Below are 18,729 nucleotides of genomic sequence, written 5' to 3'. Positions count from 1 at the left end.
AGAGCATCACCGCCAGGCGGATGATCTCAGGGCTGGTCTTGAAGTATTTGAACGGGTCGCGTTTGGTCATCCGGGGACGCTACTCAGCCCCCTGCCCCATCTCAAGCCACGTTCTTCTGACACCACCCCCTGCCCCTCTCAAGTCGGGTACTTCTGAGAAGACCTCCGGGCGTGATGGGCCACCCCTCGCCTGTCGGCCGCGGCAGCCCATCGAATCTCCCTTCTCCCAACGGTCACCGCGAGTCAGGCCCTCCGCACCCATCTCGACAGGCGCGCCGCGAACCCTTCATTGGCAGCGTCCCGAACGACCTTCGGCGCCGATCCTGGCCGCCGGGGGGCCGCCCTGTTCGACGGCTGCGACGACAACCCGTTGCGTCCCAGTGCGGCGACGGAGGCAACGGCGACAGAGGCAATCGCCGGACGATGGTCGCGAACCCGCTCAAGCATTTCCGCTTCCCTGGCCGGGATCAGATCGCCCGACTCCGGATCGAAGACCAGGCCTTCGGCGGAAGCGAACGGTTTCGCCTGGCCATTGCCTTGGTGTCCGCTGCCCACGTCGCTGCCGTTATAGGTGGTCTCCGTCAGGACCACGTCACCTGACCCTTCGGCAGCGATTCTAACCAACTCGCTGTGCTCCTCCTCGAGGAGATCGCCGAGCTGCTGGTTCATCACCGACAGCGTCTCGGTATCGCTCGAAACGCTCTCGCTGCCGTCGATCGCCACGCGCACGCCGTCGTCGGCCTCGCTGCGCATCACACCGTCATCATCGTGGCCGAAGCCCAAAAGATGCCCGATCTCGTGCCTGAGGACGGTCAGCAGATCGATCCCGCTACCGATGTCATCATCGGTTTCCGGCGTCTCGTCGACGAACCATCCGAGCCCGGCGGCCGTCACGTCGAGAACGATGGTCGAGTCGTCCAGTGTCCGCGCCAACGTGTCGCTTTCGAGATCGGCCACCACCAAGGTGACTTCCGAAAGCGTGGCGATCTCGCTCTCGGACACCAGCCCGCTCTCGGCCCAGTCGGCCAGCGCGGCGTCGTAGAGCGCTTGGAGCGTTGACGCGTCGGCGTCGAGCGCCTCGGCCTCGCCGGTGACGTAGGCCTGGCTTTCGATCGACAGGCGCATATTCTCGGCAAAGGCGTCGTCGTTGGTCGCAACACGGAATTCGTCGAAAGTCGCTTCCCCATCGAAGACCGCGATGCCGAAGCCACCATCCACCAGCGCGGCGTTGAAGCCGTAGGTAGAGAGGGTGGCGCCATCCACCTTGATGGCAATCCCCGCCCCCTGCATCGTCACCTGCAAGTGATGCGCCGTGGCCGCGTCGAGATCCACCGAGATCCGGGCATCGACGACGATCCCGTCCTTGCCGGTCGCATGGCCGATGACCAACTCGCCGCTCGCCACGTCAAGCGCAGCAAACTTGTAGTTCTCTGCATCGTAGCGGTCGAAAACCAGCCCGGCCATGCCGCCGGTGGTGATGTCGACTTCCAGCTCAAGGATGGAGTTGGACCTCAGCTTGGCGCTGAGATCCACCGTCTGTACGGCGGGGCCACTGGCGTCGGCGGCACCGACCAGCCGGCCGGAACTTTCGATCCAGGCGCCGCTCGCCTCGAACCGCGGCACCTCGGCGACCGGCGGCATGAAGTCGTCGGTCACGTCGAGCGTCCAGTCAGGCGGCAGGATCTGCACGGTGAAATTGTCCACCGCGCCCTTCGAACCGTCCATTCCGACACCGACCAGGCCGCCGTTGAGCGGGATCGGGTCGCCGCGGGCGTCGAGCCGCGGAGTGTAGTCATAGGTGAACCAGTTCACCCCGGCCACCGCCACGGTAACGTTGTTGCCGTTGACGGCGACGGTCACGGTGTAATTTTCGCCCGGCTTGATCCGCACCGGCTTGTTCGACTGCTGGACGTAGTGCCAGCCGGTCTCGTCGACATAGCCCATCTCGATCTTGTTGGTCGACACGTTGATGCCGGCGAACTTGAAGTCGATATCGCTATAGTAGTCGAAGATCACATAACCGTTCGATTTCCAGCCGCCGGTCGGCTTCTCGAGGTTGAAGGTCGCCATCACCTCGAAGTAGCTCGGCAGGTAGTCATCGAGCATGAAGACCGCGGAAGCCGTTTCGCTCGAGGTCGCAGAGGAGACCTGCATCTTTCCGCCGGTGGGAGTGAAGTTGCCGCGGTCCGGCGCGAAGGCATCGAGCGAGCGATCGTCGAAATCGGCCGTGCGCAAGATGTCGCGGCGCCCGCCCGGGATGTTGCCGGCCTGCGGGTCGGTGGGCGGCCCGCTCTGATCCTGCCAGAAGCCATGATCGCCCTGCACCACCAGGCCAAGCTCGCCATAGGGCTCGCCCATCTGGTAGTGGACGTTGGAATACATCGACCGGGAGTTGTGGTTGCCGGTATCCGTCGTCCGCGTCAGGTCCACGCCGTCGCTGGCCGCCTGTGCCGTGAGGAAGTCCCAGAGCTGCGGCGGCACCTGCCGGCTGACCGTCGAGATGCCGAAGGGCGCGAAGGGCACGATGTAGGAGTTGAACTCGCCCAGGTGATCGATCAGCCGGTCTCCGCCGGTATTGCCGATCAGGATGTCGAGCCCGGCCCCGCCGAAGACGCGGTCCTCCCAGCTCAGGTGGGTTTCCGGCGTATTGTTGAGCGCGAAATCGCCGCCTTCGGCATCCGCAGAGCCGAAGGTGCCGTTGTCGTGGCTCATGCCCGGGCCGCCCAGAACGTCGTCGGCATTCATCAGGTCGTTGCCGAAACCGCCATAGATGTGGTCACGGCCCGTCCCGCCGACGATCCAGTCGTTGCCCATGTCGCCGAAGATCCGGTCGTCACCGTCGGATTCGACCGCCACCTCAACCCCGACCGGCGTGCCGTTCGGCTCGAACTCGACATAGCTCGAGACCGTCGGCCCCTCGTTGTCGAACTGGTTGAGGAAGAAGTGCTTGAGCGTCGTCGGATCGATGCTGTCATCCTTCCAGACGGATCCGTCATCGTGGAACAGGATCGTCCGCCGCGGGTCGTATTCATCGTAGAGATAGAATTCGCCCGTGCGCGACTGAACCGGCGTCGGCTCGTTCCAATGCGGCTCTCCGGTGTTGAAGAGCAGGATGTTGCCCGGGTTCCACGGACGCGTGAAGTCGGTCCGCACGAGGCCCGTAGGCTCGACGAGGTTGTTCTCGCTGTCCTGCGATTCCTCCGGCACGGCCGTGAAGAGCTGGATGTAGCTCTCCGGAAGCGCCTCGCCGCCGGCAATCGCATCGTCGCCGGACCCGCCGTGGAGGAAGTCGTCCCCCAGCCCGCCGAAGATCACGTCATCGGCGAACAGCGGGTTATGGGTGTTGGGGTCGGCGGAGTCGCCCGGCAGGAGCGACTGCCCCTCGACCACGTTGAACGGCGAGAGGTCGACAGATTTCAGCAGCTCGCCCTCGATGTTGGCGGTGGTCTGCTGGACGTTGCCCGGGGTCGCGATGACCTCGTTGAGCACGATACCCTGGCTGGTGCGAGTATCGGGATCCTCGTTGAGCAGGCTGTAGACCCCGTAGAGCGATTCCGCATACTCGGTGCCGTAGTTGCCCCAGGATTGCGTGTTGCCCTTCAGGCTGACGTTGCCATCGTCGCTCAGCCCGGTGTTGCGGCTGGTGAAGATGCGTCCGTCATCGCCGAGCACGCCGTCGATACCGGTGCCGCCGGAGATCCAGTCATTGCCCCAGCCGCCGATGATGTCGTCGTTCTGGGCGTCGCCGAAAGCGATGTCGTTGCCGCCACCGAGATAGATGGTGTCGTCATCGGTCTCGCCGTGGACCTCGTCATCGCCGCCGATATCAACGCTGGCACCCATGCCGAACATCTCGCGATACTCGCCGCCGGCCGCGTCGGAGAAGAGCCCGGACTGGTAGTCGGGTCCGCCCGGCGTGTAGTCGAGCAGGGTGACACCGCGGACGATGATCCGCTCCTCGCCGGCGAAGGTATCGTAGTCGTAGGAGAGGTAGAGGCCGTTCCGCGAGTTGTAGAGCGCCTCGTAGAGGTCCTTGTAGACCGGCACGCCGTCGTTGTCATAGAGCTCTGACTCGTCCGCCGCGCTTGGCTTGACGTCTGGGATGCCATCGCCATTGGTGTCCAGCAGTTCGACCTCGCCATCCTTGTCTGGATCGAGCAGATCGAAGCCGTTGATGCCGATAAGGCGAATGATGTTCGCGTTGTCGCCGGCGATCGTGTCGGAATCCCGCGCGTGGCTGTCGGCCAGGTCGTCGGGCTGCTGCAAGAGATTGCCATTGGCATCCACCGGAACGGTGTCGAGATCGTCGCCATCATTGCGGCCGATCCGCTCGCCGCTGCCACCGAAGATGGTGTCCTTGCTGTCGGGACGGTTGTCCGGGTCGACCAGGCTGAAGAAGCTCGACGAGCCACCCACCAGGTCGTCCTGGCCGAGGCCGCCGAAGATCACGTCGCAGCCGCCGCCGCCTTCGATGTAGTCGTTGCCGTCGCCCTCCGAGGAGGTCTCGTTGGCCGCGATCACCGTCAGCGGGCCGACCGGATCGGTCTCGTCGCCCGGATCCCGCGCGGCGCCGACATGGCGCAGCCCGTCCACGGCGCCCTGAATGGTGCCGTCGCCCTGGATGACGTCGTCGCCGAGTTGGCCGAAGATCTGGTCATTGCCCGCCCCGCCGGCAATGTAGTCATTGCCGAAGGAGCCGACGCCCTCTGCGCCGGAATCGTAGGCGAAGGTGTGCCAGGCGGCATAGTCGATCTGGTATTCGGCCCAGTAGCTTGGCCCGTTCGGGTCGCGGTAGTCGCGCGCGATCGGGTTGCCAAACTCATCGAGCGAGACCATGAGCACGCCGCTGGTGTCGGGCGTGATCTCCCAGACGCCCGGAGACGTCTCGACGCCGTACCCCTCCTCGGCCGGACGATCGGTGCGCGAATACATCAGCGCGCCCATCAGCGTCTGGAACCGCAGGCTGGCGATGTCGTCGAGCAGGTTGCCGTCGGAGCCGCCGGTGCGGGTCAGCACCACGTTGTCACCGAAGATCAGGTCGTCGCCCTCGCCGCCGTCCAGCATGTCGTTGCCGGCGCCGCCGATGATCACGTCGTCGATCTCGGAGCCCACAATCGTGTCGTCGCCGCCGGTCTGCGGGTTGATCGAGGTGATGACCAGCACGGTGTCGAGTAGCGTGGTCTGGATCTTCTGCTTCAGCCCGTTGGTGTCGTCATAGGGCAGGACCGGGTCCGGCAGGTTCGGGTTGACCACGTTCTGGATCACCTGGCCATGGTCGCCGAAGATGATGTCCGGCCGGCCGTCGGCGATGCCGCTGCCATTGCCGACGATCACGTCGTTGCCGGCACCGACTTCTGCCGTCTCGTCTCCGAGCGGGTCGGCCACGGGCGAGGCCACGGCCTGGAAAGTGCTTGCGGTCGCCGGGATCGAGTCATCCCCGGTCGGGAGCGGGCTGTTGTCGTTGGTCGCGATCAGCAGGGTCCGGGTTAGGATATCGACGTTGACGCCGCTGTCGCCATAGATGTGGTCGACGCCGCGCATACCGATGATCGTGTCGTTGCCGGAACCACCAGCGAGGTGGTCGCCGGTCTGCGAGCCGATGATGAGGTCATCGCCGACTCCGCCATAGGCGGTGATGCCGACCGAGCGGAAGATGCCCGCATCGGCCTCGTCAGCATAGAGCGCGCTGGCGTCGATGATGTCGTGGCCGTGATAGGCGAAGGGGTTCGCGAGCGGGAAGATCCACTCGTTGTCCTCGTTCTCCTCGTCGGTCAGGTGCGGGAAGGGATCGAACGGCTTGTCGCCGAATTCAAGTCCCAAAACGTCGTCGCTGTGGCCGGAATACCAGATGCCGTCCTGACTGGTGTCGCCATAGAGCACGAGCGGGCTGTCAGGCCCTGCCCCGCCGGTGACCACGAAGTGGTCGCCGCCGATGCGCTGGCCGTCCGAGGTGGTGATGTCGGTGCGGGTGATCGTCACCGTCACGCCCGGCTCGTCGCAGGGATCGAGCGCGGCGTCGAGCAGAGTAATCGTGTCGGCCGTGACCTCGGCGATGGTGAATCCACCGGCGATACCGTCGATGAAGATCACCTGGCCCTCGGCAAAGCCGTCTACGATCCAGCTGCCGCCATCGGCACGGATCAGCCGGTCGACGCGGATGTCCACGTCAGTGACCGTCACGGTCGTGACCTCGGGCTCCGCCACGTAGAGCGTGAACTCACCCTGCTGCTGGGCATAGGTCGCCCCTGCCCCGGCAAGCTGCTCGGAAAGCACGATCTGCGAATTGGTGCCTGCGGTCAGGAAGTCCGCCATTCCGGCATAGTCGGCCGGATCGACGCTGTTGATCGCGAGGATGACGCGGGTGTGGTCCTCGCCCGCGAGTTGCACGACCTGCCCGACTTCGAACCGGTCGTCATTGAGCGCCACGCTGGCGTCGAGCGCGAAGCTGCGGCCGTCGAGGCGGGTGAGAATGGTCTCGGTGCCCGGGTTCGGATCGACATCCTCGGAGACGATGTCAAAGAGCCCGGAGGAGGCCACCTGAAGGTTGCCGCCGCCGTGGACGACGGTCAGCGAACCATGCGGGCCCTGGACCCAGAAGAGCTCGGTCACGATGGAGCCGCCGCTCAGGTCGAAGGTCTCCTCGAGCGCCACGCCCTTCAGTTCCATAGTCAGGCCGTCTTCGGAGATTTCGACGACGCGGTATTCGGCCGCGGTCTCGTCGGTGTCGACAGAGATGATGCCGTTGACGCCGACATGGACAAGGTGGCCTTCGAGGAAGCCGCTATCGGACCAGCTGCCGATCGACCGGGACACGGTGCCGCCGGTGGCGGTGGAGACGACGTCGACCGTCACCTCTTCGATTACCAGTTTGTCGCGGGCGATGATCCTCTGCGCGACAGTCTCGTCGAGCCCGGCCGGGAAGTCCGGCCCAGAGAGCACGAGGATCGAGTTGTCGTTCGGGTCGCGATAGGGCAGCCCGGTTTCGGCATCGATCAGCGGATTGCCGAATTCGTCGTAGTAAGCGTTCGCATCCTCGATAGCGACCACGGTCCAGTTCCAGGTCTCGGGATCGAGCCCGTCGATCAGAATCGTCTGGCCGATAAGGAAGCCCTCGGCTTTCCAGTCGAACCCATCGCGGCGGATCGTCAAATCGCTTGCGAAGCGCTCATAGGCTTCGTTGCCTGCCGGCAGGCTGGCATCCGGGTCCTCGCCCGGGTTGTGGAAGTCGAAGACCTGTTCGGCGGAGACGAACTCGGCGGGGTTCAGCGTTCCCTCGATCAGCAGGAAGTCGTTGCCCTCGCCGAGCATCAGGTTGAGCACCTCAATGGTGCTCGCCGCGCCGTCGGTCGCCGCGCCGCCGGCGCCGAAGTTGATCTTACCGAAGCTGATGCCGCCCGGATAGATCAGGTCCTGCGGAATGGCGCTGTCCGCGCCCTCGCCATAGAGCGGGCCGGTCACGTCTGGGAAGACGAGATCCTCGGCCATGCCGAAGCCGCGCAGGGTGGTCTCGGTCATCACGCCTTCGCCGTCGGCCTTGGATCCGTCGTTGAAGATGTTCAGGACGTCGATCTGCTGGCTCTCCGGCGGCTGGGTGGCGATGGCGATCAGGAAGTCGTCCGCCTCGCCCGGCAGTTTGACGCCATTGGTGAGCGAGCGGTCGGCGCCGGTGGTGCCGCCCTCGACAGCCAGCGGGCCGCGCAGGTCGGACAGGCGATGCGCCTTGACCGGGAAGACCTTGACGCCTTCGCGGGTCGGAGGGACCTCGTAATAGGTGTCGGCGACCAGGTCGATGGTCTGTAGCTCATACCAGTTGGTCTCGTCGAAGACTGCCTGGATGGCGATGCGGCTGACCTCTACGGTGATCGGTCCGGCCGTCAGCCATGCCGGCAGGGTTCCGATCGTTTCCTGCGTGAATTGCAGCACGCTGTCCTTGGTGTCGTTGGTGCTTTCGCCGCCGGTGGCGCTGCCACGAATGAGGGCGATCTTAACGTCCACGGACTGCGCCGGGTTGGCGACATTGGTGATGCGCACGCGCTGGCCTTCGAGGAAGCCCTGCTTCAGCCAGCCCTCGGTGTCGCCGGAGATCGGCAATCCACCGTCGATCCGCACAAGGCGGTCCACATTCGCACCCAGGTCGTCGTCGAAATACGTCACGAGTTCGACTTCGCCGGTCCAGATGTCCTCTTCGGTCAGCTGTGACAGCACGATGTCATCTTCAACCTCGACCGGGCTCGACGGAAGGTCGGAGAAAGCCGCGGCGGTCAGGGTGATGGTCTGGTCGGTGACCGAAAGGATGACGAAGTCCTCCTCGGTAAAGTCGCCGTCGCCGTCAATATCGAAGCCGCTGTTGCCGATCCGGATCAAGTCGCCGGCTTCCCAGCCGTCGGTGAGGAAGCTGCCGAGCTCGGCGCCGGTGCCGCGGGTGATGGTGGCGTTGGAGCCGTCATCCCCGAAGATGATCGAGCCGAAGAACTTCTGCGTCGGCCGCAGCCCGCCGATCTTTTCGTAGGTCAGCGCGGTGTTGCCGTCGATCGCATAGACGTCGGCCAGCCCGTCGGTCAGGATCGCCACTTTGACTTCGCCATCGGGACGCTTGGTTAGCCGCAGGTCGTAGCCGTCGGTGTCCACGCCATCATTGATCAGCACGGTCTCGCCGCCCGATTCCAGCACGATGGAGCCGGCAGTCTCGTCATCGATCACCTCGATGTCGAGCGTGCCCGGACCCGAGCGCAGATTCGGGAAGACATAGTTCGGCTGTCCAACGGTCGACGGATCGCGCGAGAAGGTCAGAACGGCGGTCTGCGGGTCTTCCCGCATCCCGTCATCCTTGGCGATTACCGTCAGCAGGACCGGGATATACCAGTCGTCGCCGTTGAAGGTGATCGTGCCAGTTGCGGCGTCGAAGCGCGCATCGGCGCTGTCATAGGTGATGGCCGCGTCGGAGATCGCCGCGACGTTGTTGAAGACGACCGTGTCGTTGCCGGTGCCGATTACAAGATCGAACCGGTCGATCACGTCGTCGCCGTTCACGTCGAAACCGGTGATCAGCGACTGCAGTGCGGAAACGTAGGGAGCGTCCGCTTGTCCTGCGGCAAAGACATCGGCGAGATTGAGATTCTCGGCCGTCAGATTCGATGCGGAGGACAGCAGCCCGATGACGCTGGAAACCGTTCCGCCATTGGTGACAAGCTCGGTGTTCAGCGCGTTCAGAATGCGTTCTCCGGCGCGCACGTCATCGAAGGTCATCTCGCCATCGGCATTCCAGTCGAAATCGATGGTGGTTTCGCCGAAGTTCAGGTTGACCACGATCACATCGCTCAGCCCACCCGGATCCTTGGCCAACGAGACGAGGATCTCGTCCTGCAGGCCGGTGTCGATCGGATCGGTGCCCGGGTTGTTGTCATGATCGTAGAGGATGCCTTCGGCCACGAGTGTCCGGCCGTCCTCGACCCAGGTGTCAGGCGCGGTGTAGGAGCCGGCCTCGATTTCGACCACATAGACGCCAGGCGTGTCGTTGTCGCGGACTTCGACCTCGACATTGCGCACATCGATCGCGTCGAAATCGGCTGCGGTCGAGATCACCGAATGCTGGATCACATGCACCCGGTCGCCCTCGGAACGGGTGTCATCCGGCGCGTAGACATATACCGTCTGGAGTTTATCCCAGTTGCTGCTGTCGAAGCGCAGCACGACGGCGCGGTTGGCGAAGTAATGCGTCGTGCCGTCGATCTCGATGGCAAGGCTGTCGGTATAGGGCGTCATGCCCTTGATCTCGACCTCGCGCTGGAAGTCGCGGCGGATCAGGCCGTCGGCATCCGTCAGCGTGGTGTCATAGCCATACATCGGATCGAGCATGTCGCCATGATCCGTGGCCAGCCACATCGTGTCGCCCTCGCCATTGGGCAACGGCGCCGGGTTCACCAGCTTGTCGTTGCGCTCCTCTTCCGGGGAGCGGGCAGCGGAGACGGTGACATAAACCACTTCGCCCGCCAGCAACTCGCGGCCGAGCGTGACGGTGTAGCTGTCGACCTGCCGCTCGCCGCCTTCGCGCACTGCGGTGAAGCCGTCGGCGCCTTCGTCGATGACCACGAGGCCCTCGCCGTCACGGGCGACGTTGTAATCGAGCCCGTCGATGACCAGGCCGTCATAGAGCGCGTCCTCGGAGGAGACCAGGTGGTCCACCGCGCCGGAAACGCCTTCGAGCTCGCGGGTCACGATGTCCTCGGTGACGTCACCGCCGACATTGATCGTGTCAGAGCCGAGCCCGCCGATCACGCGATAGGCCACGCCGTAATCGGTCGACAGGACAAAGAACTCGTCGTCGCCCTCAAGGCCGTCGATTTCCACCACTTCAATGGTCGAGTAACGCACGTTGAGGCCGGCGCCGTAGATGCCGTCCTTGGTAATGGCGATGTCGTCGGCGAATTCGGTGCCGAGGATCACCAGCTTGTCGAAGCCGGTGCCGCCTTCGACCGAAACCGGAGCGTTGACGTTGTAGCGCACCTCGTCGATGCCACCGCCAGCGCGGATGTCCGGCGCCTGGGCGATCGAGAAGCCGAAACCGATCTGCGGCACGGCCACGCCGTCCTCGTCCAAGACGATTTCGTCGTCGGTGATGTCGTCCGGCGTAACGAAGAGGTCGAGGTAGTTGATATTGCCGTCGGAATTGGTGTCGAAGCTGGTGGCGAAGACGCCCAGCAGATCGAGCAGATGGTCGTTGCCCGGATTCGCCGTGGTATAGGCCGTGATCGCACCGTCGGTCGTGTCGCCGCCATCCACGAGCGCCTGCAGACTCTCAAGGATCGCCACGCCGGCATCGAGGTCCTCGGCATTGATATCGCCGTCACCGTTCCAGTCGAAATCGGTCGTCGCCGAGAGCGCAAAGGCGCGGACGATGAAGAGGTCGTTGTCGTCGTCGCCCTCGAGCCGGAGCTCGGCCTGGTTCGAATAGACGCGGAACTCGTCATTGCCGGTGCCGCCCTGCACCACCATCGGTGCCGAGATGCCCTGGCTCAGCCAGCCGCGGGTGGTCGCCACGAGATCGGGGAAGACGTCCTGCGGCAGCAGGTTGCCATCCTCGATGTTGCGCTTCTCGCCGAAGATCTGGCCGATCTGGAAGCTGTCGTCGCCCTCGCCGCCGTCAAGCGTGGTGATGACCGTTGCGTCGTCGGAGAAGAAGGCGTCGTTGCCGCCCTGCCCTTCGATGGTCAGCCGCCCGTTGAGCCCGGTGTCATAGGTTATGCGCTGGACCTCGAAGGAGCTCTCGTTGAACTGCAGCACGTCCTGGTAGGTTTCCACCTCGCCATGTAGCAGCGAGACGTAGCCCGGCCGGTCCGCGGTTTCGTTCGGCAGGTAGCTCGCCGCGCGCAGCAGGAAGATGTCGTCCGTCGGGAAACGCTCATAGCCGTTCTCGGTGAACGCGCCGCCATTGGTGTTCGGCGCCTGCTGGTCGAGCCCGAAGATCGTCGCCTCGTCGACGCCGTCGGTGTAATCGCCAGTGTCGAGGATGTTGATGATGTAGTTGCGGGTGTCGCCCTGCGAGCCGAGCGTGTGCACCTCGTAGGTGTCGGTGTCGGACTGGCCGTCGAGCGTCAGGGTGTGCTCGGCCAGCACCGAGAGCTCCACCGGGCTGCCATAGGCGACGCCGGTCTGTGCGTTGACGGGCACGTAGGTGATCGTGCTGAGCGCCGGCGAGGTCTGGGCTGCCGCATCCTGCAGGAAGTAGACGCGGAACAGGTCTTCGCCGCTGTCGGCGTCGTCGGCCGCGTTGTCCGTGGCGCCGCCATAGGCGCGTGTCCGCGAGCCGAGGAAGACATAGCCCGCATCGCCCCACGTCGTGCCGCCAGCACTGCCGCTCGTGTCACCGAACTGGATGAGGTCTACATCGCCGTTGCCGAATATCTGCGTCAGCGTGTCAACGTATCCGGCATCACCTGGCGCCAGCGTCTCTTCGCCCGCCGCCGGGCTGCTGCCGTCATTCTCCCCGCGCGGACGCGAGGTGCCGACCGGGTTGCCCCCGGTCATGCTGCCGGCCATCACCAGAACGGCGCCGGCTATGATCTTGCCTCGAACGAGGATGGTGGATCCGTAATCCGGGTCCAGGTCGCCGTAGTCGCCGCGCAGGATGATCCCCTTGCCGGCGACGATCTCGGCATTCTCGTCAAGCGTGATGTCGTCACCGACACGGATCTCGACCGAGCCCATCTCGGCATAGACCGAGCCATGCGCGAAGTCGCGATCGGCATCCGGGTGGTTACCCGGCAGCGTCGAGTCATCCTCGGCCAGCCGAGCCGAGCCGTGATCGACGAGTTGGAAGTTCTCGTCAGTGGAATCGGCGTCGGAGCTCTCTCGCACGGTCAGGCGGATGTTGCCCTGGTAGGTGTGGGCAAAGACCAGGCGCAGTTCGTTCTCGGTCTCGGTCAGCCAGATGTCGTCCGTGGCCTCGAGGCTCACGTCCTTGACCTCGGTGTTCAGGTCGTCAACCTGCACGAGGCCGGAACGGCTGTCGATCTCGAGGTCGTCGCCGAATTCGCCGATATCGGCTCCGGCGCCATTGGCGTCGAGGTCGACCATAAGGCCGATGATGTTGGGATCGTCGTCATCGCGCGCATCGATGATCGAGCCGTTCGTCGTCCGCAGGGACACGTCGCCCAGCGTCTCGACGGAATGAATCCGCATGTCGCCGAAGACTTCGTCCATGAAGATGCCGAGCGTCGAGCTGGCGGTGATGTCGAAGGCGCGCAGCACGCCGATGCCGGTGCCGGCATTGGTGCCTGCGATGTCGACATCCACTTCGAGGAAGTTGCCCGCAAGGCCGATTCCGCCCGTAAGGCCGCTCGACAGGTCGCTCGGGTTGGGATCGCCCACCCGCGTCTTGACGTCGATCGGGTCCGGATTGACGAAGCCGGCGGCCGCCACGAAGGTCAGATTCACGCCTGAGACGTCGGCCACGTCGCCGCCGCTCGTGTCGTTCTCGTCCCGCTCTGCGTCGATGAAGCGCTGCGGCGAGTAGAGCAGCACGTCGTCGTCGGTGGACATGATCGTGCCGATGCGGAAGTCGCCGCTGATCTCGGTCGCCGCGATCCAGCCATTGGTGAGAATCGAGGTGTGCCCGAGTGCCGGCGCCGCGGTCCCGGTCGTGTCGACCTCGACCAGCGCGAGCACGTTGATACGCGTGTCGGACGGAGTCGGCTCGGCGGCGGCCACGACGACATTGCCGTCATGGGTGAGAGCGCCGGATTGCAGCCCGGCAATGGTGCGGTCGCCCGACAGATCGAGGCCGCGGAAGTCGTAGGTCGTGTCGAGGTCGGCGACCCAGGCATCCGCATAGGCACCGCGGCTCACGCCCTTGAGGTTCCCGGTATCGGGGCGGAACTTGTTGAAATAGACGATGTCGGAATCGTCGGTGTCGACGACCGGCGGCTCCGGCGGATCGGCCGGAGGCGTGATCTTGTTCTCGTGTTTCACGATCACGCCGCCCGCGGCACCGCTGCCGCTCTGCTGTTCGGTGACCTGCAGCAACGTGTCCTGATCGTCGCCCGAAGCGATGCGGTCGATATTGATCACGTAGCCGTTGGCGATCTCGCCCGCAGTCAGGTCGCGGCGCACCAGGGTGCGCAGGTCGAGCCCGATGTCGTTGCCGGCGTCGACGGTGAAGACCTCCGCGCCAGTCAGCGTGTGGGTGTTGGTGAGCGCCCCGGCCTGGCCGATGTCGATGGCCTCGCCCGAAAGTGCAGCATTGTCAAAGAGTTCGACAGACTGGCCGTCGGAAGAGAGACGGACAAAGTAATAGCCGCCGTCGGTCAGCCCATCGAGCGCCGTCGAGTCGGCCTCGTATACGACCATCTGGCCGGTGAAGAACTTGTTGCCGAGGCCGAGCAGGATCCGGTCGGTCAGGCCGCTGACCTGCGCGGTCCGGAAGGAGAAGCTCTCCGGCACGCCGTCGCTGTCCACCAGGTCCACGTTCACCCGGCCAGTGACAGGATCGCCATAGGTGATCACGTCACCGACATTGTTGGTGGCGTCGATGTTGAGCGTGTGGGTGCGGATAAGCTGGGTGCCGCGCGACTGGGTGGCTTCCACCGAGCCGGCATTGGCGGCTTCCGGTGCGCCGCCGGTGTTGATGATACTGGTCACCCCGATCGGGTTGTTGATCACACCATTCAACTCGATGTCGCTCTCGCCGGTATTGGTGATCTCGATCAGCGTCGCGGCCACGTCGGCCAGGATGTTGAAGGTGAGCGTCAGGTTGGCCTGCTCATCGTCATCGGCCGGGTTTCCGAGCGGGTTGAGCTCGACCACCGGCTGGCGGTCGGCCATCACGTCGATGCCGTTGATGATGATGTCCTTGTCTGACTTGTTCAGGATCTCGACGCGCTGCAGCGATTCCCGGAAGGTCCAGGTGCCGCCCGAGCCAGAGATGTTCTTGGACATGAAGGCGACGTCGCCCGGGCCCGGGTTCACGATGTCGTTGACGAAGATCTTCGACGAGGTGATGTCGGTTCCTGCGGCGGAGATCGCCGCGCCGCCGGTGCCGCCGTAGCCCGCACCCTCGCTGTCGTTGATAGTGACGTTGACCGCTTCTTCGATCTCGGCGTCCGGGTTGATGGTCAGCTTCTTGACGATCAGCTCCGGCGAGCGGCCGGACAGGATCAGCACGTCGCTGGAGAAGGCGATGTCCTCGTCCTTGTCGTTCTCCTCGTCGGAATCATACTCGTCGGCGCCGCCGCTCGCGAGCGAGCGCTTGGAGGCAACGGCGTGATCCGGGCGCGTGTTGTTCTTGTTCTGCGCATCGACATAGAAGGCCAGCCGCTGCGGGTCGCCCGCCGGTTCTTCGAGATAGTCGAAGTCGACGAGGTTGCCGCCGGACGTGTCGCGCGGCCCCGCGGTGACCAGCGCGCCACCGGCGCCCTCCACCGAAGTGTCGAGGTCGTATTCGGAATAGGCGTCCGAATTGACGTGGCCGAAGAGGCCCGAGGAGCGCGAATAGGCGTCGGTCTTGATCTCGTTGTTGCGGGCAACCGCCACGAAGTCGACGCCCTCCCAGCCGGTGACCTTGGCCCCGGTCTGAAGCACGACCTTGGTGTCGGCCTTGAGGCTGGCGAGAGACTTGCCCTCGCCCTCGGAATAGAAGCCGCCGCCGCGGCCGTCGCTATCGGCATGGACCTTCACGCCGTTGGTATCGGCCTTGAGGCTGACCTCGTTGCCCTCAATCTGGGCATCCTCGCCGACCGTTACGGTGGCGTTCGTGCTCTCGACATAGAATTCGGAGCGCGCCTCGCCATCGCCGCCGAAGCCGATGCCCTTGGCGGTGGATTTCGCCAGGCCGTCGACATCGCCAATGGCCTGAACATTGGCGAGGCCGCCGACGATGATGACGGAATCGCTGTTAATGGTCGCATCCGAGCTGAAGTCGCCGTCGACCAGCGCATCTGCGTCGGCGACGCCGACAAAGCCGCCGGTCGTCGACTTCGCACTGACATTGATGTCGCCGTCCACGTTCGACTTCATCGTGAAGTTGTTTGTGGCGACGATCTGGGTGCTGTTCACCCCGTCGCCGACGATCGCGTCGGCGCGGATGCCGCTGCCGCCCGTGTCGGCGTCGATCTTGGCCTTGCCGACTGCCACGAGCCCGCCATTGCCGTTGGTCGCATAGCCCGACATTTCGATGTCTGCGTCGGCGTCGATGATGACACTGTCGCCGGCGATAACCAGCGCGGCCGAGATGTTTGCCTCGACATCGGGTGAGATCGTGATCGTGCCGTTATTGGTACCGACACTGACGATGCCGCCCGAGGAGCCCTTGACGGTCACCGAGGAGGTGCCATCGCCGGCCTGCGGTGCGATCACAGACAGCGAGACTCCGCCCGGCCCGTTAAGCGTGTCGACCCCGTTGATGCCGCTCTGGATGTCGATCCGGAGCTCGTAGGTCTGGTTCTCGTCGGCGCCTTCGAGCAGATCGATGGCAAGAATGCCGATCTGGTGGTTCGCCCCGTCAGAAGACGGCGCGGTAAAGTTAATCGCGGCGCCGCTCATCTCGGTCGAGAGCTGGATCTTCGTGTCGTCGCTACCGACGCCTTTGCCCACCACGTAATAGGTCTGACCGTCGGCCAGCCCGCCGATCGGTGCATTCTCGACCAGCGTCAGCGTGTGAATGCGGTCGTCCGCCTCGTCGTCGCCATCCCCGTCGGTGTCTTTGTCCGGAGTGAGCGAGAGCACTGGAGAATCGAAGCTGTCATTGGCCGGGTTCTGACGCTGCACGATGGCCGAGCCGTAGTAGTTCCCGCTGCCGCTCGTATAGGTCAGGTCGAGATAGAGAGTGCCGCCGCTGTCGCTGTCGATGCTCGCCGACAGACCACTATAAACGCCGAGGTTGACCAGTTCCACGGTCCCGCTGGTGAGACCGGCCTGCGACCAGGTCTGGCCCGCGCCGAGGGTCAGGGAGAGCTTGTCGGTGCCGCCGTCGTCCCAGATACCGAGTGTCATGCCGCGGTCGACACGGGTGATGGTGGAGAAGTTCTCCGCATCCACGATCGTCAGCGTGTCCCCGGAGATCGCCTTGATCTCGTATCCGTCGCCCGAGCTGTCGTTGCTGCCTGCGTTGGTGACGATGATCTTGTCGCCGACCTTGAACCCGGCACTCGCCCAGGAGAGGCCGTCGTCGCGCACGATCTGGTCCTCGCCGCTCGAGCTGCGGACGTAGTAGACATCCGTGCTGAAGGCGTCGGAATACTTGAGCTGGACCGAGTAGCTGTCGGAGTTGACCACACGGTAGGTGCGGTTGTGCTCCAGCCCGCCGATGGGCGTGGCGTCTGTCGACTCGTTGACCGAGATGTCGGCCGGAACATTCGGGTCAGGCTGGCTGGAAACGACGCTGTAGGAAGTCGTTTCCTCGGCCGTATAGACCACGAGGTCGCCGTCCGAGAAGCCGTGTGACTTCAGATTTCCATCTTCGTCGACGAAGTAGATACGGTCGTTGTCGGTCCCGTTCGACTCCTGGCTGAGGTCTATGTCGGCGCCGCCGGCGACGGCAATCAGGTCAGCCTCGGAAACGTCGACCTGCGACGTGCGGAAGGTCTGCCCGCCGGGGCTGTAATAGGTCACGACATCATCGACATCGTAGGCAGTCGTGCCCACGTCGATCCAGGTGCCGGAGACATCGCTCGGCAGGAAGGTGTCAAAATTGGTGTCGACGTAGTTGTCCTGCGTCTTGGCGAAGCTGTCGACAAGGCGGATCGTCGTGCCGTCGATCACCCGCACCCAGAAGGTGCTGCCGCTGGCGCTCTCGATGTCGGTCGCGGTGCCGTCCACCTGAGTCAGCACGACCTTGTCGCCGCTGAGGAAGTTATGCGCGGACTCGAAGGTGATCTCGTCGCGGGTCCAGTCGATGGCGGTGCCGTCGAACTGGCTGCCGAAGGCGACGACGTCCTCGGTGACGCGGATCACGTTGTAGCTGCGATCCTCAAAGCCGAGATCGGGCACTTCGACCTGCCCGGAAAGCCCGGTGATCGGGCTGCCATTCGCGGCATATTCCACGACGTCGCCGGTCTCCAGCCCGTGGCTGGCAACGGTCACGGTGTTGGCGCCCTGGTCGGTGGCAGTAATCTCGTAGGTGGGCACGGTGCCCGATTGCGGTTCGACATCGGCCTCGACGGTCACGGTGCCGGCGGCATCGATCACGGTGCCGGCACGGATGATCGAGGTGACCTTGGGCGTGATGTCCACGTCGGATTTCGACAGCGCAACGGAGATGCCGCCGCCGCCGACGCCCTTGGTGTAACCGTCGCCTTCGGGATCGGCGAAGGAACTCACCGAGATGTTGCCGCTCGACAGGATCGAGATGTTCTCGCCGATTCCGGCCTCGACCTCGGGATTGACGGTAGCGTCGGAATCGTTGTCCTGAACGGCGATCACGCCGCCGCCGGCGGCGTTGCTGCGCGCATTCGCCGTATCCTGCGAGGTTGCGGTGATGGTCAGGCTGCCGATGTCGTAATCCGGGTCGCCGATGGTGCCCTGGTTCAGGATCCGCGCCTTGGCCTTGCCGCTCGCCGTGGCGAAACTGTCGGTGATGCCGACCGCGGCGAGGATGCCGACATTCAGCCCCTCGGTCAGTGCCTCGGCCTTGTTGACGCCCTTGGCAGTGATGATCACGCCGGACGGCGCAGCAATATCGACGTCGCCGTCGATGAAGGCGTCGAGATCGGCGCTGGCGGTCGCGGTCGAGGTGTTGACCTGGGCGCCGATGCCGGACACGCCGGCCGCCTCGGCCTTTGCATAGGCCCGCTTGGCGGTGCCGAAGTTATGCGACGCGGTCACGGCAACCGAGGCCGCGCTGATGATGCCGCCAGCGATCTCGGCGTTGATGTCGGGCGTCATGGTCGAGGTCGCCTGGCCATAGCCGACGCTGCCGAGGCCGACCGAGACGGTGTCGGTCTGCGCGTCGGTTTCACCCTGCGAGTCCACATCAACGATGATCGCGCCGGTCACGGTGCCGCCATTGGCGAGGCGGGCGACGAGAGTCGGCGAGGCGCTCGAGGAAACGATGGCGCCCACGGCCGTCGCGAGGCCGCCGCCGCCGCCCTGAGCGTCAGACTCCGCCTCGTTCCGGGCGGTAGTGCGGATCGTCATGTTGCCGCCGCCGGTGACGTTTCCGGCCATTTCGGCGGTCGCGCTGCCGTCGGCATTGGCGGTGGCATACATGCCGCCGAGCCCCAGCAGACCCACCGAAAC

The 18,729-nt window shown here is 64.6% G+C and carries 1 protein-coding gene (only partly in view); it reads right to left on the bottom strand.

Translation table 11 applies throughout. The features are described 5' to 3' along the window. Positions 1–243: 243 nt before the first annotated feature. Positions 244–18,729, bottom strand: partial view of an LEPR-XLL domain-containing protein gene (locus tag EU800_RS20605; protein WP_165354775.1) — the 3' portion only. Its footprint extends 12,531 nt past the window's final position; 18,486 of the gene's 31,017 nt are visible here — the last part of the coding sequence; its start codon lies off the right edge, out of view; it ends in the stop codon at positions 244–246.

The sequence above is a fragment of the Tropicimonas sp. IMCC6043 genome (genome assembly GCF_004146235.1).
Taxonomy (GTDB): Bacteria; Pseudomonadota; Alphaproteobacteria; order Rhodobacterales; family Rhodobacteraceae; genus Tropicimonas.
This window is presented reverse-complemented; position numbering and strand designations above follow the sequence as displayed.